Genomic DNA, 16879 nt, shown 5'->3' with positions numbered 1-16879 from the left:
GTCCCAGGTCCGAAGCCATGAAGCAGGTTCGTCTTCTCCCGCAACCGGCGCGCGGCGCGCGCAACGCGGCGGCGTGCCGCGCCGCCGCCGCCGTCGCGGCCGCGCTCGCGCTGGCCGGCTGCGCGCAGCTTCCGCGCGAGCCGATCATCCAGCAGCCGATGTCGGCGACGCCGCCGATGCCGCCCGCGATGCAGGCGCCCGGTTCGATCTACAACCCGGGCTATGCGGGCCGGCCGCTCTTCGAGGATCAGCGGCCGCGCAACGTCGGGGACATCCTGACGATCGTGATCGCGGAGAACATCAACGCGACGAAGTCGTCGGGCGCGAACACGAACCGGCAGGGCAACACGAGCTTCGACGTGCCGACCGCGGGCTTCCTCGGCGGCCTCTTCAACAAGGCGAACCTGTCCGCGCAGGGCGCGAACAAATTCGCCGCGACGGGCGGCGCGAGCGCGGCGAACACGTTCAACGGCACGATCACCGTGACGGTGACGAACGTGCTGCCGAACGGCAATCTCATCGTCAGCGGCGAGAAACAGATGCTGATCAACCAGGGCAACGAGTTCGTGCGCTTCTCGGGCATCGTCAATCCGAACACGATCTCGGGTCAGAACTCGGTCTACTCGACGCAGGTCGCGGACGCGAAGATCGAATACTCGGCGAAGGGCTACATCAACGAAGCCGAGACGATGGGCTGGCTGCAGCGCTTCTTCCTCAACATCGCGCCGTGGTGAAGACGATGCGTACCTTGCTCGCGCGCGTCGTGCGCGCTCTCCGTTGGACCCGCCGCGCAGCCGCGCGCTGCGCGCTCGCGGCCGCTTGCGTGCTCGCGCCCGTCGCCGCGCACGCGGAGCGCCTGAAGGATCTCGCGCAGATCCAGGGCGTGCGCGACAATCCGCTGATCGGCTACGGCCTCGTCGTCGGCCTCGACGGTACCGGCGACCAGACGATGCAGACGCCGTTTACGACGCAGACGCTCGCGAACATGCTCGCGAACCTCGGCATCTCGATCAACAACGGCTCGGCGAACGGCGGCTCGTCGGCGATGACGAACATGCAGCTGAAGAACGTCGCCGCGGTGATGGTGACGGCGACGCTGCCGCCGTTCGCGCGGCCGGGCGAGGCGATCGACGTGACGGTGTCGTCGCTCGGCAACGCGAAGAGCCTGCGCGGCGGCACGCTGCTCCTCACGCCGTTGAAGGGCGCGGACGGCCAGGTCTACGCGCTTGCGCAGGGCAACATGGCGGTGGGCGGCGCGGGTGCGAGCGCGAACGGCAGCCGCGTGCAGGTGAACCAGCTTGCGGCCGGGCGGATCGCCGGCGGCGCGATCGTCGAGCGGTCGGTGCCGAACGCGATCGCGCAGATGAACGGCGTGCTGCAACTGCAATTGAACGACATGGATTACGGCACCGCGCAGCGGATCGTGTCGGCGGTGAATTCGAGCTTCGGCCCGGGTACCGCGACGGCGCTCGACGGCCGCACGATCCAGCTCACGGCGCCCGCCGATTCGGCGCAGCAGGTCGCGTTCATGGCGCGGCTGCAGAACCTGGAAGTGAGTCCCGACAAGGCGGCCGCGAAGGTGATCCTGAACGCGCGCACGGGCTCGATCGTGATGAACCAGATGGTGACGCTGCAGAACTGCGCGGTCGCGCACGGCAATCTGTCGGTCGTCGTCAACACGCAGCCCGTCGTGTCGCAGCCGGGGCCGTTCTCGAACGGGCAGACGGTCGTCGCGCAGCAGTCGCAGATTCAGCTCAAGCAGGACAACGGCGCGCTGCGGATGGTGACGGCGGGCGCGAATCTCGCCGAAGTGGTGAAGGCGCTCAACTCGCTCGGCGCGACGCCCGCGGATCTGATGTCGATCCTGCAGGCGATGAAGGCGGCGGGCGCGCTGCGCGCGGATCTGGAGATCATCTAAGTGACGACTTTCACGAAAGCGAACGATCTGTCGCAGCGCTTCGCGCTCGACGTTCAAGGGTTCGACGCGATGCGCTCGAAGGCCGCGGCGGCGACGCCGCGCGAAGGCGTGAAGATGGTCGCGGGCCAGTTCGACGCGATGTTCACGCAGATGATGCTGAAGAGCATGCGCGACGCGACGCCGTCGAACAGCCCCTTCGATTCGAGCTCGTCGAAGATGTACACGTCGATGCTCGACCAGCAGCTCGCGCAGCAGATGTCGGGGAAGGGTATCGGCGTCGCGGACGCGCTGGCGAAGCAACTGATGCGCAACACGAACGTCGCGCCCGACGCGCAGGGCGAAGGCGGCCTTGTCGCGATGAACGCGCTTGCGAAGGCGTATGCGAACGCGTCGTCCGGAAACGGCGCGCTGGCGGGCACGCGCGGCTATTCGGCCGCGAGCGCGCTGACGCCGCCGCTCAAGGGCAACGGCAGCTCCGCGAACGCGGACGCGTTCGTCGAGAAGATGGCGGGCGCCGCGCAGGCGGCGAGCGCGGCGACGGGCATTCCGGCGCGCTTCATCGTCGGCCAGGCGGCGCTCGAATCCGGCTGGGGCAAGCGCGAGATCCGCGGCGCGAACGGCGAGTCGAGCCACAACGTGTTCGGCATCAAGGCGACGAAGGGCTGGACCGGGCGCACGGTGTCGGCCGTCACGACCGAATACGCGAACGGCAAGCCGCACCGCGTCGTCGCGCAGTTCCGCGCGTACGACTCGTACGAGCACGCGATGACCGACTACGCGAACCTGCTGAAGAACAACCCGCGCTACGCGGGCGTGCTGAATGCGGGGCACAGCGCGGAAGGCTTCGCGCACGGGATGCAGAAGGCCGGCTACGCGACCGATCCGCATTATGCGAAGAAGCTGATTACGATCATGCAGCAGATCGGCTGACGCGAACCGAGCAATCGTTCGGTGCATTCGGTACATTTCGGACCGCGCCAGGCTTTGGCCTCGCGCGGTTTTAACGTTTGCTAAAAAAATAAACTCCGGTTTCGATCTAAACTTTGCGCTGCTGTTGCCGCTAAACGTGAGAGACCAACGATCGGGCGGATCGCGCCCCGGTCATAACGCGCCCCCAACCCGCCGGGCGCATCGAGATAAATACCGGCAAGCCATGAATACCGAACAGTCGACGAGTCAGGCCGCGAGCGCCGCCGCGCATTCCGGCCATGATTACGGCCGCCGCAATCCGCTCGAGATCGGCGTCCAGCTGCGCAATCTCGTCAATCGTGGGGATTTCCTGACCGTCCAGTATCAGGGCGGCCAGCTCGTCACCCGCATCCTCGACGTCGACGTCGGCGCGCGAACCTTCGTGTTCGACTGGGGCGCGCTCGCCGATCAGAACGCGGGCATTCTCGCCGCGCCGCACTGCGTGTTCCATGCGTCGCCGGACGGCGTGCGCGTCGAATTCTCGACCGCGACCCCGCGCGAAACCCGCTACGAAAACCTCCCCGCATTCGAAGCCGACTTCCCCGACGTGCTGTACTGCGTGCAGCGCCGCGAATATTTCCGCGTCGACGCGCCGATCCTCGATCCGTACGTGTGCTGCGGCAGGCTGCCGGACGGCGAGAGCTTCCGGTTCGAAGTGCACAACCTGTCGCTCGGCGGCCTCGGGCTGCGCACGGTCGACGAGCGCGTGTCCGCGCTCGAGCCGGGCATGACGCTGCCCGACGTCGAGCTGAACCTGAACGGCCACGGGATGCTGTCGCTCGATCTGCAGCTCGTGTCGCACCGCTCGACCGACGCGCCGAACGGCGCGCGCCGCTACCAGCTCGGCTTTCGCTTCGTGTCGCTGCCGGGCAACGCCGAGAACACGCTGCAGCGCCTCATCACGCAGCTCGAGATGAAGCGCCGGCAGCTCGCGCGGGCCTGATTCGCGGCGGGCGAAGCAGCCCGCGACGCCTGTGGCCGCGCTCGCGCGCCGACCGCAGGACGCCGCGCGCATTTTTGCGCATGCGGTCCCTCAATTTTTCTCACGCGCGGCCGTTATACCGGGAGTCCACGCAACCCGGCGGCCGCGGCGCGGCCGGCTCATAGGATCGCGCATGTCCAATACCCTCATGAACCTCGGGATCAGCGGCCTGAACGCCGCGCTCTGGGGGATCACCACGACCGGCCAGAACATCAGCAACTCGGCGACGCCCGGCTATTCCGTCGAGCGTCCCGTCTTCGCGGAAGCGAGCGGCCAGTACACGAGCAGCGGCTACCTGCCGCAAGGCGTGACGACCGTCACCGTCGAGCGCCAGTACAACCAGTATCTGTCGAACCAGCTCAACGCCGCGCAGACGCAGGGCAGCTCGCTGTCGACCTACTATTCGCTCGTCGCGCAGCTGAACAACTACGTCGGCAGCCCGACGGCCGGCATCTCGACCGCGATCACGAACTACTTCACCGGCCTGCAGACGGTCGCGAACAACGCGGCGGATCCGTCCACGCGGCAGACCGCGATCAGCAACGCGCAGACGCTTGCGAGCCAGCTCGTGGCCGCGAGCCAGCAGTACTCGCAGCTGCGCCAGACCGTGAACTCGCAACTCACCGACACCGTCACGAAGATCAACGGCTACACCACGCAGATCGCGCAGCTCAACGAGCAGATCGCATCGGCGAGCTCGCAGGGCCAGCCGCCGAACCAGCTGCTCGACCAGCGCGATCTCGCGGTGTCGAACCTGTCGCAGCTCGCGGGTGTGCAGGTCGTGCAGAGCAACGGCAGCTACAGCGTGTTCCTGTCGGGCGGCCAGCCGCTCGTCGTCGGGAACGCGAGCTATCAGCTCGCCGCCGTCGCGTCGCCGTCCGATCCGAGCGAGCTCACGATCGTGTCGAAGGGCATGGCGGGCGCGAACCCGCCGGGCGAGACCCAGCCCCTGCCCGACGTGTCGCTGACGGGCGGCACGCTGGGCGGCCTGCTCGCGTTCCGCCGCCAGACGCTCGATCCCGCGCAGGCGCAGCTCGGCGCGCTCGCCGTCAGCTTCGCCGCGCAGGTCAACGCGCAGAACGCGCTCGGCATCGATCTGTCCGGCAATCCGGGCGGCAATCTCTTCACGGTCGGCAGCCCGGTCGTCTATGCGAACCAGGGCAATACCGGCAGCGCGACGCTGTCCGCGTCGATCGCGGACGGCACGCAGCCGCCGTCTAGCGACTACTCGCTGTCGTTCGACGGCGCGAAATACACGCTGACCGATCGTGCGACGGGCAGCGTCGTCGGCACGGCGACGCCGACATCCACGCCGCCGACGATGACGATCGGCGGCTTGAATCTGTCGCTGACGAGCACGCCCGCCGCAGGCGACGCGTTCACCGTGCTGCCGACGCGCGGCGCGCTCGACGGCTTCGCGCTCGCGACCTCGAACGGCTCGGCGATCGCGGCGGCGTCGCCGGTGCTCGCGGCGAGCGCGCCGACGAACAGCGGCACGGGCGCGATCACGCAGGGATCGGTGAGCACGGGCTATCAACTGCCGTCCGGCACGACGACGCTCACGTACAACGCATCGTCGAAGACGCTGTCGGGTTTCCCGGTCGGCACGACGGTGACGGTCGCGGGCCCCCCGTCGGTGTCGTACGACATCACGACCGCGACGCCGTCCGTGCCGTACGACCCGTCGCAGGGCGCGTCGATGACGATTTCGAGCACGACGCAGCCGCCGTCGTCGTCGACCGTGATCAACGGCGTGAGCGTGTCGCTGTCGGGCACGCCTGCGGACGGCGACCAGTTCACGATCGGCGCGAACAAGGGCACGAATGACGGCCGCAACGCGCTCGCGCTGTCGCAGCTCGTCAACTCGAAGACGATGAACAACGGCACGACGACGCTGACGGGCGCGTACGCGGGCTACGTGAACGCGATCGGCAACGCGGCGAGCCAGTTGAAGGCGTCGAGCACCGCGCAGACGGCGCTCGTCGGCCAGATCACGGCGCAGCAGCAGTCGGTGTCGGGCGTGAACCAGAACGAGGAAGCGGCGAATCTGATGCAGTATCAGCAGCTCTATCAGGCGAACGCGAAGGTGATCCAGACGGCGGATTCGCTGTTCCAGACCGTGCTCGGTCTGTTCAACTGAACGAGGTAGACGGCGATGCGCATTTCCAGCTCTCAGCTCTACAGCCTGAACGTCGACATGATGAACGACCAGCAGGCGCAGATCGCTCAGCTCTACCAGCAGGTGTCGAGCGGCGTCAGCCTGACGACGCCCGCCGACAATCCGCTCGCGGCCGCGCAGGCGGTCCAGCTGTCGGCGACGTCGGCGACGCTCGCGCAGTACACGTCGAATCAGTTCGTCGTCCAGACCGCGCTGCAGACCGAGAGCGCGACGCTCACGAGCGTAAGCGACGCGCTCAACGCCGCGCATCAGGCGATCTTGCACGTGGGCGACGGCGGGTTGTCGGACAGTGACCGCGCGGCGCTCGCCGAGCAGATCCAGGGCTCGCGCGACCACCTGCTCACACTCGCGAACACGGCGGACGGCGCCGGCAACTACCTGTTCTCGGGCTTCCAGCCGACGACGCAGCCGTTCTCGAACAAGCCGGGCGGCGGCGTCACGTACGCCGGCGACTATGGCGCGCGGACCGTGCAGATCGCCGACACGCGCACGATCTCGCAGGGCGACAACGGCGCGAGCGTGTTTACGTCGGTGCCGTTCCTCGGCAGCTTGCCGGTGCCCGCCGCGGGCGCGAGCAACACGGGCACGGGCACGATCGGCGCGGTCAGCATCACGAATCCGTCCGATCCGACCAACACGCACCAGTTCACGATCACGTTCGGCGGCACGGCGGCGGCGCCGACCTACACGGTGACCGACAACACGGTCGCGCCGCCGACGACGACCACTGCGCAGCCTTACTCGGCGGGCGCGGGGATCAATCTCGGCGGGCAGACGGTCGCGGTGTCGGGCACGCCGGCGGCGGGCGATACATTCACGGTGACGCCCGCGCCGCAGGCGGGCACCGACGTGTTCGCGACGCTCGACACGGTGATCGCCGCGCTGAAGACGCCCGTCGGCAACAGTGCGACCGCGTCGACCGCACTGACGAACACGATGGCCACCGCGTCGACGAAGCTGATGAACACGATGACGAACGTGCTGACCGTGCAGGCGTCGGTCGGCGGCCGCCTGCAGGAAGTGAAGGCGATGCAGTCGGTGACGACGACGAATTCGCTTCAGACGACGAACAGCCTGTCGAACCTGACCGACACGAACCTGCCGGCCGCGATCAGCCAGTTCCTGCAACTGCAGAATTCGCTGAGCGCCGCGCAGAAGGCGTTCGTGCAGATGCAGAATCTGTCGCTGTTCCAGTATCTGAATCCGTAAGCATCGCGGCTTGCGCTCGCGATTCGGCGGCGGCGTCCAGCCGATTCGCGTCCGCTCGGCGGCGGCTGCGCCGTCCGCGGCGAGCTTGATGCGGTGAAGCGGGCGGCGTGGGCCGCCCGTTTTGCTTTCGGGCGCGGTTTCGTTGCCGTCGATTTTGCGGGCGCGGGCGCCATGCCGGATGCGTCGGGACGGCAAGTCGCCGAATGGCCTTGTCGCCGCAGCCGTGCAGACCGCATCGGCCGCATCGGCCGCATGAGCTGCATGAGCTGCATGAGCCGCTTGAGCCGCTTGAGCCGCGTCGGACGCGACTGCGCCGGCTCGCATGTCTTCGGCGCACGCCGGCTGCGCGCCCGATGCACCCGCCTCCTTGCCCGCGTCCCGCCTGCTGCCTTCGACGCGGGCGGCCTTCGCCGCATCCGCGCGCGTTTCCTTTCCCGTTTCTTGCGTTTCCTGTCCGCGCGCATGCCGCGCGGCGGCCGTTTTTGCGCGCCGCTTGTCAGCGCGATTCCCGCTTCGTACACTCGCGCCTGATTTTGCCTCGACGCGCCGTCGCGCGCGCCTCAATCCAGACAACAAGGAGAATCCCGCGATGGCCGATTCCTATTTCCCGCGGTGGCGCGCGCAGCCGCGCGACGACGCGGCCTGCGTCGTCGCCCCCGACGAGCGCCTGCCGTGGCCGCAGACGTTCGCGATGGGCGTGCAGCATGTCGTCGCGATGTTCGGCTCGACCGTGCTCGCGCCGCTCCTGATGGGCTTCGATCCGAACCTCTGCATCCTGATGTCCGGGATCGGCACGCTGCTCTTCTTCGTGCTCGTCGGCGGCCGCGTGCCGAGCTATCTCGGCTCGAGCTTCGCGTTCATCGGCCTCGTGATCGCGGTGACGGGCTACGGCGGCGGCGGCGCGAACCCGAACGTGCCCGTCGCGCTCGGCGGGATCGTCGCATGCGGCGTCGTCTATGCGCTGATCGGCGTCGTCGTGTCGGCGATCGGCACCCGCTGGATCGAGGCGCTGATGCCGCCCGTCGTCACGGGCGCGATCGTCGCGGTGATCGGGCTCAACCTCGCGCCGATCGCGGTGAAGAGCGTCTCCGCGTCGACGTTCGATTCGACGCTCGCGCTCGTGACCGTGCTCTGCGTCGGCGGCGTCGCGGTGTTCGCGCGCGGGATGCTGCAGCGGCTCCTGATTCTCGTCGGCGTGCTGATCGCCTATGCGATCTACGCGGTGCTCACGAACGGCATGAGGCTCGGCAAGCCGATCGATTTCGCGAGCGTTGCGAACGCCGCGTGGTTCGGCGTGCCGACGTTCCATCGGCCGGTGTTCGATCCGCACGCGATGCTGCTGATCGCGCCCGTCGCGGTGATCCTCGTCGCCGAGAATCTCGGCCACATCAAGGCGGTGAGCGCGATGACGGGCCGCAACCTCGATCGCTACGTTGGCCGCGCGTTCGTCGGCGACGGGCTCGCGACGATCGTGTCGGGCAGCGTGGGCGGCACGGGCGTGACGACGTATGCGGAGAACATCGGCGTGATGGCGGTCACGCGGATCTACTCGACGCTCGTGTTCGTCGCGGCCGCGCTGATCGCGATCGTGCTCGGCTTCTCGCCGAAGTTCGGCGCGGTGATCCAGACGATTCCGGGACCGGTGCTGGGCGGCGTGTCGATCGTCGTGTTCGGCCTCATTGCGGTGACGGGCGCGCGGATCTGGGTCGTGAACCGCGTCGACTTCTCGGACAACCGGAATCTGATCGTCGCGGCCGTCACACTCGTGCTCGGCGCGGGCGACTTCTCGCTGAAGTTCGGCGGCTTCGCGCTCGGCGGGATCGGCACCGCGACGTTCGGCGCGATCATTCTCCATGCGCTGCTGCGCAGGGAGAAGGAGCCGGGGCCGATGGTGTGAGTGACGGCGGTTCGGGGGCGAAGCGCGGCGAGGCGCGGCGGGGGGGATCGAGGCGCGGCGGTCGAAATGCGGCGGTCGAAATGCGGCGGTCGAAATGCGGCGGTCGAAATGCGGCGGGTGGTGCGATCGCACGGCGTTCGCCGCGCGATCGATCCGGCGCTCAATCGGCGCGGCGCGTAGCGTAGCAAACGGTCGTCCGGTCGACTTTCCCGATCCGACGCCCGCCCGTCCGGGTATTCAGCCGCCGTGAGCCTGCGCTTCGAGCCACGCACAGAACCGGCCGACGAGCGCCTCGCCCGCCGTCTTGCGCGGCGCGATCCACCAGTAGCTGCGCGGTTGGGGGGGGGCGTAAGATTCGAAGGCGTCCCGTTTGGCCTTTATTTATGAGGGTTTCGGGCGGTTGGTTGTGCCGCATCGGTCCGGGAAGTATCGTACAATCCCTAATTTTTTCGGGTGCTTTTTCGGGTAGATTTTAGCGTGAAAGAAACGGGACTCAGGGCGAGCGCCTGCCTGACCAATGCAGGTCATCTGGAGGAGAACTCTGGCGGTCAGGCGGTGGTGGAGTTCTGGAAGCCGTGCTTGACCAGGGCCTTGATCCAGCGAGGTGCGTTGCGTTGAACGGCGAGGGCTTCATAGTCAACGACGGAGTCCCGGTAATGTTCGCGTCGCTTGAGGATGAAGTAGACGGTACGCAGAATCTTGTGGGCGAGTGCGATGATGGAGCGCTTGTAGCCTCGCCTGGGGAGGAGAGCCTGGAACTTCGCCTTGAACACTGACTGGGTGTGGCTGGCAAAGTCACTTTGACGGGAGGCCAAAAAATGCCACGCAAAGGTATGCCCGCCACTGCCCTCCCGGACGGCGGCGGCGTCTCTCACAGTTGTTCGAGCGCAAAGATCGACGGCAACACGCGGTAGACCATGGCTGGGCCGTGTCCGGGGGATGTCCTCCTTTCGGTACGTATATATTCCGTGCGTTGTCAGGCGGATAGCGGCACGCGATTGATTGATGTTGGTCGAGTTGCGAATTTATGAGAGGGAACGTGTGTTTTTTGCCGTTCGCCGAGCGAAAATCCCTCAATCTAACCTGACAGTTTTCCCCGTGGGCCTTCAAGGGGCTTTGTGGGATACGTCTGAGCTTATCGCTGCACGTCGGGGCGGGCACGAGCATTGTCAGCTCCACTTTGCCGGTGCATTCCAGGGCGCACGGGCGGCCCAGCGGCACTTCGCGCCCGGATCAACGGATAAGAACAATGCAGAACACGGCACAAGCCCTGAGAGACCTTGCGCTGGGGCCGCAGCACAACCGGCAAGTGCAAATTAGCTTTCCGGACGATAACGCACCTCACAATATCCTGCTGCCGAACGCATTCGAGGCAGTTGAAGCGCTATCGAAGGATTTCGCGTACAAGATTGAAATCCTGTCGGATAACGACCACCTTGCGCCGAAGGATTTCATCGGCAAGCGCGTGACGGCCAGCTTGGTGCGCGGCGACGGCAGCCGACGATATTTCAATGGCCATATCTTCGCGTTCCGGCACATTCGCACGGACGGCGGCTGGGTATTCTACGAGGCGCACGTGGGCCCGTGGCTGAGCTACCTGAAGTACAGCCAGCACAATCGCCTGTTCCTCGATCAGAACCTGCACGACCAGACAGCGACGGTTTTTCAGGACTATGGCGTGTTGCCCGAATGGGCGTGGCAGGTCGGGGAAGACGATCCGCGCATGACGATGGCCTGCCAGTTCGACGAAGACGATCACAATTACGTTCATCGGCGTTGGGAACACGCGGGCTATCTGTACTGGTACGAGCACACGGCCACGTCGCACAGGCTCACTATCTCTGATCCGACGCGTCCCGCGCCCGCGATCGATGGCAAGGTACACGAAATCCGCTTCCACAATGGCATGGGCGCAGAGGAATCGGACAGCATTCTGAGCTGGTCCCCGTTCCAGCAAACCACGTCGACCCATGCGGAATTGTCCCGTTTCGACTTCAAGACCCCGACGCCGACTCACGTTCAAACGAGTCTGTCGAGCCCGGAAGCCGCGCTGCCGCAGCTTGAATGGAACGAATACGCTGGCGCGTACGGCTATCGGAACATGGAGCATGGCTATCAGGTTGTCAATCGCCGGATGGAGGAAATCGAAGCGACGATCAAGCGTTTCGACGCAAAGGGCAACAATCGCTTCGTGCAGCCGGGGCGCTGGTTCCGACTGACGGACCGTTACGGCTCGGCGCTGAGCCGCGATCCGAGCGACGACGAATACCTGATTGTCTCGGTCCGGCACGTGGCGACCAACAACTATCTGCAAGACACGGGCGTGCTGGCGGAGTACCGCAACGAATTCACCTGTGTCCCCAAGGCCACACCATGGCGTCCCGGACGCGGCTTCAACAGCGTCGGCGCGAAGATTCTCGCGCCGCAGACAGCGACCGTTGTCGGCCCATCCGGCGCGAGCATTCACACCGACGAACATGGCCGGGTGCTGGTTCAATTCCACTGGGATCGCGACGGCAAGTATTCGACATGGGTGCGGGTCGCAAGCGGCTGGGCCGGCGGCGGCCAGGGGATCGCGGCGCTGCCCCGCATCGGTTCAGAAGTGATCGTGCAATGGCTCGACGGCAATCCGGACCATCCGATCATCACGGGCCGCGTGATGAATGCGCGCAACGTGCCGTCGTGGAAACTGCCGGACGAGAACGCGCTGATGGGCATCCGCAGCCGTGAGCTGACCGGCGCGGACGGCAACGCCTCGTCCGGCCGCAGCAATCACCTGATTTTCGACGATACGGCGAACGCCATTCAGGCGCAACTTCGGTCGGACCATGCGGCAAGCCAGTTGTCGCTCGGCAAGATCACGCGGATCGAGGACTGGCAGGGCCGAAAAGATGCCCGAGGCGAAGGCTTCGAGTTGCGTACCGATGAGGTTGGCGCGATCCGTACCGGCAGGGGCATGGTGATCAGCACAGAGGTGCGTCCCGCCGCGCAGGGGCACCTCTCGGACGTTAGCGAACCGACATCGCGGTTGACCAAAGCGCAAACGTTACACGGACAACTTGGCAAGCTCGCGCAGCACTATCAGGCGCAGGACAACGGAGTGGATCAGACGCCAATCGCCGATGCGCTGAAATTGCAGGTGGATGGCATCCAGGGCGCGGGGGCGACGGGCAGTCGTGACAAGGGCGATTTCCCGGAACTCAACGAAGCGCACCTGTTGTTGGCCGGCGCGGCCGGCATTGCCGTCACGACGCCCGCGACAGCGCACGTCACGGGCGGCCAGCACGTGGCCGTCACGGCCGGCGACAGCGTGTCGGTCGCGACAGGGAAATCGTTCTTCGCCAGCATATCGGACAAGTTCTCGCTGTTCGTGCACAAGATGGGTATGAAGCTGATCGCGGCGAGCGGCAAAGTGCAGGTGCATGCGGAAAACGACGAGCTGGAGCTGCTGGCGAAGAAGGTCTTGTCGATCATCAGCACGACGGACTGGATCAACATCACCGCCAAGCAGGGCATTCGCTTGACGGCCGGCAACAGCCAGTTCGAAGTGAGCGCGAAAGGTATCGTGGGCTACACGCCCGGCGAGAACAAGATTCACGCGGGCAGCCACGATACTGTTGGGCCGCAGAGCGTTCCGGCGCAGTTCCCTGGACCGGACTTGTGCTCGCAATTGGCCGACGGTGCCGCACAAACCGGCCAAGCGTCGATCACGCTCGCCTGATGGACGGTCGAATGAAAACGTCCCCGCCCCCGATGCTGCCCGTGCCCGATCACCAGGCGCTACCGACGACCGGATTTCTGCTGGTGGAACCTGCGACACTCGCGCACGTGCCCGATCTGGCCGCGCTCGACATGCGCGCCTGCACGCCGCGCGTGCTGGCCCATCGCGAAGAACTGATGCCGCGGTTGATCGACCTCGCTGCGCTCGATCCGGAGGGGCAACGGATTGCGATCGAACGATGGCAGGAGGAAACAGAGGTTGAACGACCGCCCGCAATTTGCGCGTGGATCGACAGTGCCGTGGATGCCGATGCGCTTGCTGAACACATCGCACGGTATCTGGTCGGCCCTGGCGAGGGCGGGCATCCGGTGTTCTGGCGATACTATGATCCGCGTGTCTTGAGCCTCACGCTGGCGGTGTTCGATCCGATCCAGCGGATGGCCCTCCTGGGGCCCGTTCACGAATGGCGCTTCGTCTGGCATAGCCATCGCTGGCGCAGCGCCGGCCTAGGTGCCGAAATTGTGCCGCTGGACGCTCAACCGTCCGGCTGGCCGCGCCCGGACCAGTGGCCCCGCATCAACCGCAGTGAGATCGCCGACCAGATTCGCCGGCGGCTGCCGGCACTGTCGGCCGATCAGGCAATGCAGTTGCCGGCTGCGCTCGATCGGGCCTTGTGCTCGGCGGGCGAGTTGGACGCGATGACCACCGATGCGCTCGTCGACGATGCGGTTCAACGTATGCGGCACGCTTTCCTGACCGAATAAAGGCTATCACTTCATACCATGAAATTCCGAGGGGCAACCCATGCCGACCACTAAAGGCTGTCCGCTGTGCGATCGTCAGTCGCTGCTGATTTATCCCGCTCGATACGCGATCGCGTGCCCGCGTGGTGCGTCGAAAGCGCCGGCTCTGTCTGGCAATTTTCGGATTGACGGGCGCGCCCCTCAGGCCGTCGCCGCCGCCAAGTACACGCTGCGCGCGTTGCGTCCTGGCTATCTGTACACGTACGACGAGAAACGGAAGAAGCTGAGCGCCTACATGGTGCTTGACGATGGAATCATGTGGAGTTTCCCCCCGGACGTGACGCCACCGCCCGGCGATGCGGAGAGCGCGCTAACCCAAGGCTGTGCGAGAAACGGAGACATGGCTTTTGAGTCGCTCGGCCGTTGCGTGAGCGTCGAACACACGCCCGGAGGCGACGAAGCGACCAACCTCTGGATTGGCTGGTCGAACGTGCGATGGACCAAAGACCTCGTACACAACAAAATCAATGACGCAGCTTGGCGCAAGCAGCATATGCAATGCGTCAACATCCCCGCGATGCTAGGCGGAGGCGCGACCGATACGGGCGAATTTCAAGCCACGCAGGGCAAGATCGCCCATTTCGCGATGGATGCCCAGGCAATGAAGGCCGCGTTCGACTTCAGCAACCGCGCGCCCAAGGATGAGATTCGTCTACGTCAGCGCAACGTCGCCAAACGAATCGGCGACGCGATGGCCGAGTCGCCCAACAAGAAAGGTTTTGTGGTGGCGGTCAACGATCCCGTTGGCCTTACCAATGACCTCGCCGAACTGACCGTCCCCAACCTGAACAATGGTTTCGACGAACAGGTGTACTGGAAGTGGACATCGGCGCAACTGCTCGAACGAGCCGAAGCGGGAATCCGGGCCAATGCGAAGGCTGTGACCGGTCTGACCTATGGAACCTCGAAAACCATCGCGGACGCCAACGCGGTCAATATGAAGGTCGGCGCACCAATCGCGCCGGATGCAATTGGGTTTTTCCACGTGATGCGTTCCTGGATCAGGACGGGGAGTTTTGAACAGGCGGTAAAGGAGGAAGAGCGCAAGACCGAAAACGTCCCCGCAACACAGGAAGAGGCCGCGAACGAGGCGTGGGAGGACGCAGCGTTCAAGGTCGGTCCCGACGGGAAGCGAACCAGCGTGCTCGATGAAGAGGCTTTGAAACGCTTCCCGCAGGAGTATCAGCAAGCACTCGAGGCCTTCAAGCCGAAATGGCAGCCCCTGGTACAGGCACATGCGGATTGGCTCAAGTCTCAACTGCTCGCCGAATGGATGGCTGGGGTTCATGATCAGCAGGATCTTCGAAGTGGTTACGCATATAGTGAGTCGTGCGCACAGGCCATTGGTGCTGCTGTCGGCACGGAGGCTTGCAAGAAAGTGCTCGATGGCTGGTTGAACGGTCAGGCGTCGAACATCCGCAATCTGTACGCGCGCGCCTTGATGTTCAATCAGGATACGCTGATGAAAGCGGCGGATGCACAGGTACACGGTTCTGATATCCAGTACGAGAACTTCCTGAACCTCTACAAGGAAGCGTTCAAAAAGATCGAAAATCTCGGCAACGCGGCCAACCTGCGCGATCGGCTCATCGTGACGACTGCCAATCAGATCGTCGACGTACTTACGAAGGCCACGCGGGGTGCCGCGCTCGGCTTCGTGACCATTCGTTTGGCGATACAGTCCGGCGTTCGACTCAAACCGTCGCAAGTCAGCAAGCTTGCAATCCGCGACTGGGCTTTACAGCAAGCCCGGGAGTTGGGCGTCAAACTGGATGGCAACCGGACCGAACAGCGCGCGTCGGCGACTCAAGTCGGGAAACAGGTCTTGAGGACGGCACCACCAAGTGACCCGAATGTCGTCGCCTATGAGATGGATGTCGAGGCCCTGGTCCGAGACGGGAAACTGGAGGCCGGCGCGATCAAGGCCGTTAAGGTTCCGGGCGTGGATGCCGCCAAGAAGTGGCTCGGCTCAGCCCGAGAGTTCAATCTCGGCGTCGTGACGGTGATTTTCCAGATGGCGACGCTTACCTTCGCGGCAAAGGATTGGGCGGGCAGCGATCAGTTCAGCCAACGCGAAACGGGTCTGAAAGCAGTTGGAGCCGTCGTTTCGATCGTCGGGACCGTTATTGAAACCGCGTCGGAAACCGTGGCGAAAGCTCCGGCTCATCCGCTGTCGGCGTTCATCATGAAGCAGTGGGCCGGCGCCAGCGAATGGGCCGAGGTCGGGGCGAAGGTCGGTCGCGGGTTGGGCGCGATTGCCGGTATCGTGTTGGCCGGGTATGACATCGTCAAGAACATGCCGGAGGCATATGGCAATAAAGAATACGGTCTAACTGCTCTCTATGCTCTAAGTGGAGTTCTAGGCGTATACGTTGCGGCTGCCGCATTCTTCAGCCTGCCGCTGTTCTGGCCTGCCTTGATCCTATCTATTTTGGTGGGTATCGCAATCGCGATTTTCAAGGCGTCGGCCCTCAAAGACTGGGTGTCTCGCTGCAAGTTCAGTAAGGGGGAACACTACGACTCGCTCGAGGCAGAGCTCAAGGCTTTCACCTCGGCGGCAGGAGGTTGATACATGGACGAACGCGTCATGAAGAAGTGTATCGGCAAGCCAGTGCCGGAATGGGATCTGGCGCATCGCTTGCCGATCAATCGATCCGTTGGTCCAGACGTCCAGGATTTTGGGTCGACGTTCAGCATTAATTCAACCTACATGGACGTGATCGAACCGTCCTTTCTAGAGAAGCAGTGGTTTGTCACTGGTGTTGTAGTGGCCTTCTTAGGTATTGGAATTGGCCCGTATGTGTATTTCCTGACGCACGCTGACCCAGCTCCTCCGTTTTGGATGTTCGTATTTAATTGCATAGCCATCTTCCCAATAGTCCTTTTCGGCACGCTAGTCTGGAAGCTTGGGCGCGGCCTATTCTTTGGTCTGCGCTATCGGCCAATCCGCTTTCATCGTGAAGCCCGCAAGCTTTTTGCGATTCGTGTGCGCCGCTTCTTCGCGAAGCCAGGCGAGGGCGATGTCATTTGGGAAGCGCCGTGGACGGAAGATTCGATTTTCTGTCTGCACCGCGAAGACACGTCTTTCGGTACGATCTTCCACATCCGTCATTACACGGTCGATGACCACGGCAATGTCACTCGTGTGTTCTCGATCGGCCGGGAATGGACCGGCAAGCGGCAGGTCGAAATGGCGCTCGC

General features: G+C 64.7%; 11 protein-coding genes and 3 pseudogenes. 12 read left to right on the top strand and 2 right to left on the bottom strand.

Annotated elements, in window-relative coordinates:
- Positions 1-17 precede the first annotated feature (17 nt).
- The 8 genes from flgH to WS69_RS02885 all read left to right on the top strand — a co-directional run bounded on the left by flgH (position 18) and on the right by WS69_RS02885 (position 9154).
- Complete coding sequence (gene flgH / locus WS69_RS02920; protein ID WP_059469323.1) at positions 18-734, top strand: flagellar basal body L-ring protein FlgH; 717 nt, start codon at positions 18-20, stop codon at positions 732-734.
- Positions 728-1918: a flagellar basal body P-ring protein FlgI gene (locus tag WS69_RS02915; RefSeq protein WP_059469322.1), complete on the top strand. Its 1191-nt coding sequence runs from the start codon at positions 728-730 to the stop codon at positions 1916-1918. The genes flgH and WS69_RS02915 overlap by 7 nt, the downstream gene beginning before the upstream one ends.
- Positions 1919-2848: a flagellar assembly peptidoglycan hydrolase FlgJ gene (flgJ, locus tag WS69_RS02910; RefSeq protein ID WP_059469321.1), complete on the top strand. Its 930-nt coding sequence runs from the start codon at positions 1919-1921 to the stop codon at positions 2846-2848.
- A gap of 223 nt (positions 2849-3071) precedes the next feature.
- Positions 3072-3830, top strand: a complete 759-nt coding sequence (locus WS69_RS02905; RefSeq protein ID WP_059469320.1) for a flagellar brake protein — start codon at positions 3072-3074, stop codon at positions 3828-3830.
- 172 nt (positions 3831-4002) lie between these two features.
- On the top strand, positions 4003-6009 hold the full coding sequence (gene flgK, locus WS69_RS02900; protein WP_059469319.1) for a flagellar hook-associated protein FlgK: 2007 nt from the start codon (positions 4003-4005) through the stop codon (positions 6007-6009).
- 15 nt (positions 6010-6024) lie between these two features.
- Complete coding sequence (flgL, locus tag WS69_RS02895) at positions 6025-7257, top strand: flagellar hook-associated protein FlgL (protein WP_059469318.1); 1233 nt, start codon at positions 6025-6027, stop codon at positions 7255-7257.
- A gap of 93 nt (positions 7258-7350) precedes the next feature.
- Positions 7351-7788: a hypothetical protein gene (locus WS69_RS02890; protein ID WP_156437906.1), complete on the top strand. Its 438-nt coding sequence runs from the start codon at positions 7351-7353 to the stop codon at positions 7786-7788.
- Between the two features lie 58 nt (positions 7789-7846).
- Positions 7847-9154 (top strand): solute carrier family 23 protein, encoded by a 1308-nt coding sequence (locus WS69_RS02885; RefSeq protein WP_059469316.1) that lies wholly within the window; start codon positions 7847-7849, stop codon positions 9152-9154.
- 237 nt (positions 9155-9391) lie between these two features.
- Here the strand turns inward: WS69_RS02885 and WS69_RS32880 are convergent.
- Positions 9392-9487 (bottom strand): annotated as a pseudogene (locus WS69_RS32880) (transcriptional regulator); the annotation flags it as partial.
- Between the two features lie 215 nt (positions 9488-9702).
- A pseudogene (locus WS69_RS02880) lies at positions 9703-9945 on the bottom strand (IS110 family transposase); the annotation flags it as partial.
- A 458-nt stretch (positions 9946-10403) separates the two neighbouring features.
- Between WS69_RS02880 and WS69_RS02875 the strand changes: the two are divergent.
- The 4 genes and pseudogenes from WS69_RS02875 to WS69_RS02860 all read left to right on the top strand — a co-directional run.
- Complete coding sequence (locus WS69_RS02875) at positions 10404-12875, top strand: type VI secretion system Vgr family protein (RefSeq protein WP_059469314.1); 2472 nt, start codon at positions 10404-10406, stop codon at positions 12873-12875.
- 11 nt (positions 12876-12886) lie between these two features.
- Positions 12887-13639, top strand: a complete 753-nt coding sequence (locus tag WS69_RS02870) for a DUF4123 domain-containing protein (RefSeq protein ID WP_231747056.1) — start codon at positions 12887-12889, stop codon at positions 13637-13639.
- A gap of 40 nt (positions 13640-13679) precedes the next feature.
- The gene (locus WS69_RS02865) at positions 13680-16247 is read left to right on the top strand and encodes a T6SS effector BTH_I2691 family protein (RefSeq protein ID WP_059469312.1); all 2568 of its coding nucleotides are present in this window, start codon (positions 13680-13682) and stop codon (positions 16245-16247) included.
- Between the two features lie 3 nt (positions 16248-16250).
- Positions 16251-16879: pseudogene (locus WS69_RS02860) on the top strand (DUF6708 domain-containing protein); the annotation flags it as partial.

Source organism: Burkholderia sp. BDU5, assembly GCF_001522845.1.
GTDB lineage: Bacteria > Pseudomonadota > Gammaproteobacteria > Burkholderiales > Burkholderiaceae > Burkholderia > Burkholderia mayonis.
The sequence above is the reverse complement of the archived record's forward strand: the minus strand, read 5'-3'. Positions and strand labels throughout refer to the sequence as shown.